At 70.3% G+C, this 4777-nt stretch carries 5 protein-coding genes and 1 pseudogene; 4 read left to right on the top strand and 2 right to left on the bottom strand.

Annotated features, from left to right (window positions below):
* A pseudogene (locus VF536_RS18535) lies at positions 1–294 on the top strand (hypothetical protein); the annotation flags it as partial.
* A gap of 31 nt (positions 295–325) precedes the next feature.
* On the opposite strand, the gene VF536_RS18530 reads toward VF536_RS18535, so the two are convergent.
* Together VF536_RS18530 and VF536_RS18525 are read right to left on the bottom strand one after the other, a co-directional pair.
* Positions 326–1027: an SDR family oxidoreductase gene (locus tag VF536_RS18530; RefSeq protein WP_331616337.1), complete on the bottom strand. Its 702-nt coding sequence runs from the start codon at positions 1025–1027 to the stop codon at positions 326–328.
* A gap of 70 nt (positions 1028–1097) precedes the next feature.
* Positions 1098–2231, bottom strand: coding sequence for a thiolase family protein (locus VF536_RS18525; protein ID WP_331616336.1), 1134 nt, complete (start codon positions 2229–2231; stop codon positions 1098–1100).
* Positions 2232–2374: 143 nt separating this feature from the next.
* On the opposite strand from VF536_RS18525, the gene VF536_RS18520 reads away from it, so the two are divergent.
* The 3 genes from VF536_RS18520 to VF536_RS18510 all read left to right on the top strand — a co-directional run.
* Positions 2375–3406 (top strand): HlyD family secretion protein, encoded by a 1032-nt coding sequence (locus VF536_RS18520; RefSeq protein WP_331616334.1) that lies wholly within the window; start codon positions 2375–2377, stop codon positions 3404–3406.
* Positions 3403–4386, top strand: a complete 984-nt coding sequence (locus VF536_RS18515; protein WP_331616333.1) for an ABC transporter ATP-binding protein — start codon at positions 3403–3405, stop codon at positions 4384–4386. Before VF536_RS18520 ends, VF536_RS18515 begins: the two co-directional genes overlap by 4 nt.
* On the top strand, positions 4383–4777 hold a 395-nt coding region (locus VF536_RS18510; RefSeq protein WP_331616332.1), incomplete at its 3' end, for an ABC transporter permease. The genes VF536_RS18515 and VF536_RS18510, both read left to right, overlap by 4 nt.

Below are 4777 nucleotides of genomic sequence, written 5' to 3'. Positions count from 1 at the left end.
AAGCAGTTCAACCAGCTCTACATGGTCACCGACCCGGCCCTCTGGCGCCGCTGCGATCCGAACAACATGGACCTCGGCGAGGCCGAGCCCACCGCCGGCTTCTCGTTCTGCCTGGACGTGACCAAGCAGCCGCTGACGCTCAAGTCACCCGGTGTCTACGTCATGGCGTCGACGGACTACCGCAGCACGGCCGAGCAGAAGCTGCAGTACGCGGTGTGGAAGGCCGGCGTGCTCGGCGCCGATCCGGACCGCGTCAAGACGCTGAACGACTGGCTGCTGCGCGCCTGGCCCTGATGGCCCGGCACCGGCCGCGGCCGGCCAGAGCTCAGACGCCGCCGCGGTAGCTGCCCTGCTCGGCCGACAGGCCGGCCTTGATGCTGCGGGTCAGCTCGTCGGCGTAGACCTCGTCGCGACCGGCGGCGAGCGCGTCCAGCACCTGCTTTGCGACGTCGAGAGGATCGGCCTTCGGCGCGTCGAGGCGCGCGGTCATGTCCGTGTCCATGAAGCCGACGTGCAGACCGAGCACAGCCGTGCCCTGCCCCTTCAGCTCCTGGCGCAGGCCATTGGTCACCGACCAGGTCGCCGCCTTCGACACGCTGTAGGTGGCGGCGCCGGTCAGATTGAGCCAGCTCAGCACCGACAGCACATTCACGACTGCGCCGCCGCCCTGCGCCTTCAGCACCGGCGCGAAGGCGCGCGTGAGTTCGAGCGGACCGACGACGTTGGTCTCGAATTCGTCGCGCAGCGCCGTCAGGGCGTTGTCGGCCAGCAGCGGCGAGCCGCGCGAGATGCCCGCGTTATTGATCAGCAGCGTGACGTCACCGGCGGCGCGCACGGCGGCGTCGATCTGGTCCTGCTTCGTCACATCGAGCTTCACCGGCACGACGCCGGGAAGATCGATCGTCGACGGGTCACGCGCGGCGGCATAGATCTTCTTCGCGCCGGCGGCCTGCAGCGCCTTGACGAAGCTCTTGCCCAGACCGCGATTGGCGCCGGTGACGAAGGCGACGGTGTTCTTGAAGTCCATGATGAGTCCTTGAGGAATGAGGGAATGAGGGAACGACGGATTGAGCGAGGTCGTCGGATGGAAGAGGGGGTCAGATGCGTTCGAGCACCGTGGCGATGCCCTGCCCGCCGCCGATGCATTGCGTGGCCAGTGCGTAGCGGCCGCCGGTGCGTTGCAGCAGCGCGGCCGCCTTGCCGGTGATGCGCGCGCCGGTGGCGCCGAGCGGATGCCCGATGGCCAGGCCACCGCCGTCGAGGTTCACGCGCTCCGGGTCCAGACCCAGGTCGCGGATGCAGGCCAGCGCCTGCGAGGAGAAGGCCTCGTTGAGCTCGACGACGTCGATCTGGTCGACGCTCAGCCCGGCGCGCTTGAGCGCCAGCTGCGTCGCAGGCACGGGGCCGATGCCCATCACCGCCGGATCGACGCCGACGCTCGCGAAGCTGACCACACGCGCCAGCGGCTCGATGCCGTGGCGGCGGGCGAAGTCCTCGGTGCAGACCAGCACGACGGACGCGCCGTCGGTCAGCGGCGACGAGGTGCCCGCCGTGACCACGCCGTCCGGCCGGAACACCGGCTTCAGCGACGCGAGCGCCTCCAGCGTCGTGCCGGGACGGATGCAGCCGTCCTCGGCCACGGTCTCGCCGGCGGCATTGACCACGGGCACGATCTCGTCGCGCAGCAGTCCGTCCGCACGCGCCGCGGCGGCCTTGCGGTGGGAGGCCAGCGCGAACGCTTCCTGGTCCGCGCGGCTGACGTCCCAGCGCTCGGCCACGTTCTCCGCGGTGTCGCCCATCGAGATGTACGCGTCGGTGTCCGCCTGCAGCGCCGGGTGCGGGGAGAAGTTGAAACCACCCTGCGGCACGAAGGTCATCGACTCGACGCCGACGCAGAGGTAAGCCTCGCCGATGCCGGCTTCCAGGTTCGCGGCGGCGATGTGCACCGCCTGCATCGACGAGCCGCAGAAGCGGTTCACCGTCATGCCCGGCACGCTGTGCGGCAGTCCCGCGAGCAGGCCCACGATGCGCGCCAGGTTGTTGCCCTGCGCGGCCTCCGGGTAGGCGCAGCCGAGGATCACGTCCTCGATCTCCGAGCCGGCCACGCCGGTGCGATCCAGCAGCCCGCGCACGGCCTGCGCGGCCAGATCGTCAGGCCGTGTCTGGGCCAGCGCGCCCTTCTTCGCGAAGTGGAACGGCGTGCGGGCGTAGGCGGCGATCAGCGCTTTCATTCACGTCTCCTTGAGCATTTTCAATGTTGCTCGACATGAATAATGTAATGTCGACCGTCATCGAAACGCTGCGGGGCACCGGTCTTGCCCCTGGTGACGGAGGGGCAATAATCCCTGTCACCCCGTCGCCGGAGACCGCGCCGATGCCGATGCCGAAGATGCCGCGTTGCCTGTGTCTGCTCGCCCTGATTCCCGTCGCGATGCTGGGCGCCTGCAGGGACGAGCCGCCACCGGCCTGGTCCGGCTACGCGGAGGGCGATCCGGTCTACGTCGCGGCGCCGGTCGCGGGACAGCTCGTCGAATTGCAAGTGCAGCGCGGCGATACCGTGAACGCGGGCGTGCCGCTGTTCAGCATCGACGTCACGCCGGTGAGCGCCGCGCGGGCCGAGGCCGACGCGCGGCTGGAGGCGGCCAGGGCCGAGCAGGCCGACGTCGCCAAGGGCCGTCGCCCCGACGAGATCGCGATGAGCCGCGCCCAGCTGGCGCAGGCGCGTGCGCAATCGACATTGGCGGACTCCGACCTCGCGCGGCAACAGCAGCTGATCGGACAGGGCTTCATCTCCGCCTCGCGGCTGGACGATGCCCGCGCCACCGCCGCGCAGGCGCGCCAGCGGGTGCGGGAACTCGAGTCCTCGCTGCGCGTGGCGGAACTGCCGGCGCGCAACGACCAGCAGGTCGCCGCGCGCGCCAACACGGCGGCGGCGTCGGCGGCGCTCGCCCAGCAGCAGTGGCGCGAATCGCAGACACGCCAGAGCGCGCCGGCCGCAGGCCTGGTCGACGACACCTTCTACCGCGTCGGCGAGTATGTGAACGCCGGGCAGCCTGTCGTGTCGCTGCTTCCGCCTGCACAGCGCAAGGCGCGCTTCTACGTGCCGGAGCCCGAGCTGGCCTCGCTGCGCCAGGGGCAGGCGGTGCAGCTCAGCTGCGACGGTTGCGGCGCGCCGATCGCGGCGCGCGTCAGCTACATCTCACCGCAGCCGGAGTACACGCCGCCGGTCATCTATTCCAACAGTCAACGATCGCGGCTGGTGTTCCTCGTCGAGGCCAGGCCGGATCCGGCGCAGGCGCTCCGGCTGCATCCCGGTCAGCCGCTCGAAGTCCGGCCCGTGGCGGGCGCCTTGCCCGCCTCTCACGCCTCTCCCGCCTCTCCCGCCTCGTCGTCGGGACGTCCATGAGCAACACCGCCAGCGAGCTCGCCATCGACGTCCGAGGCCTGACCAAGCGCTACGGTCAGCGGACCGTCGTGGACCATGTCGACCTGCAGCTCGGACGCGGCCGCATCTGCGGCTTCCTCGGTCCCAACGGCAGTGGCAAGACGACGACCATCCGCATGCTCTGCGGCCTGCTGACGCCCGACGAGGGCGAGGGCACCTGCCTCGGCCTCGACATGCGCAAGCGCGCCGGCGAGATCAAGCGGCAGGTCGGCTACATGACGCAGCGCTTCGGCCTGTACGAGGACTTGTCGATCCGGCAGAACCTCGATTTCATCGGACGTCTCTTCGAACTCGACCACCGTGCGCGTCGCGTCGACGAGGCGCTGGACCGGCTCGGACTGAAGACGCGCCAGGACCAGTTGGCCGGCGCGCTGTCGGGCGGCTGGAAACAACGGATGGCGCTCGCCGCCTGTCTGCTGCACGAGCCGAAGCTGCTGCTGCTCGACGAACCCACCGCCGGGGTCGACCCGAAGGCGCGGCGCGACTTCTGGGACGAGATCCATCGCCTGGCGGCGGACGGCATCACGGTGCTGGTCTCGACGCACTACATGGACGAGGCCGAGCGCTGCCATGAGCTCGCCTACATCGCCTACGGCAAGCTGCTCGCGCGCGGCACGCAGCGCGAGATCATCGAGCAGGCCAAGCTGACCGTCTGGGCGCTGCATGCGGAGGATCCCAGGCGCCTGGCCGAGCTGTCGACGGCACTCAACGGCGCCGAGGGCGTGCTGAGCGTCGCCGCGTTCGGCAACAGCCTGCACGTCGCCGGCCAGGACGAGGCGGCGCTGGAGCGCGCCATCGCGCCACACCGCGACGACCGTGGCGCCAGCGGCGCTGGGGGTGCCAATGCCGGCCTGCGATGGGAGCGCGCCGAGGCCAATCTCGAGGACGTCTTCATCAGCCTGATCAGCAAGACGCCCGACAACTTCGAGGCCGCGCGATGACGTCGAGCCGCTTCAGCCTCGCGCGCGTGCTGGCGATCTTCATCAAGGAGGTCCAGCAGATGCTGCGCGACCGGCCGACCTTCGCGATGGCGGTGGGGGTGCCCATCCTGCAGCTGCTGCTCTTCGGCTACGCGATCAACACCGATCCGAAGGGCCTGCCGACCGCGGTCGTGACGCAGGATCGCGGGCCGATGGCGCGCAGCCTGGTCGCGGCGTTGGCGCAGAGCGGCTACTTCCGCGTCCAGGCCCGGCCTGCGTCGGAACGCGAGGGCGATGCGCTGGTCGAGGACGGCGAGGTGCAGTTCCTCATCGTCATCCCGCCGGACTTCAGCCGGCGCGTCATCCGCGGCGAGCAGCCGGCGGTGCTGGTGAGCGTCGACGCGACGGACCC

Origin of the sequence: Roseateles sp. (assembly GCF_036486225.1) — a bacterium.
Classification (GTDB): domain Bacteria; phylum Pseudomonadota; class Gammaproteobacteria; order Burkholderiales; family Burkholderiaceae_C; genus Roseateles.
The sequence above is the reverse complement of the archived record's forward strand: the minus strand, read 5'-3'. Positions and strand labels throughout refer to the sequence as shown.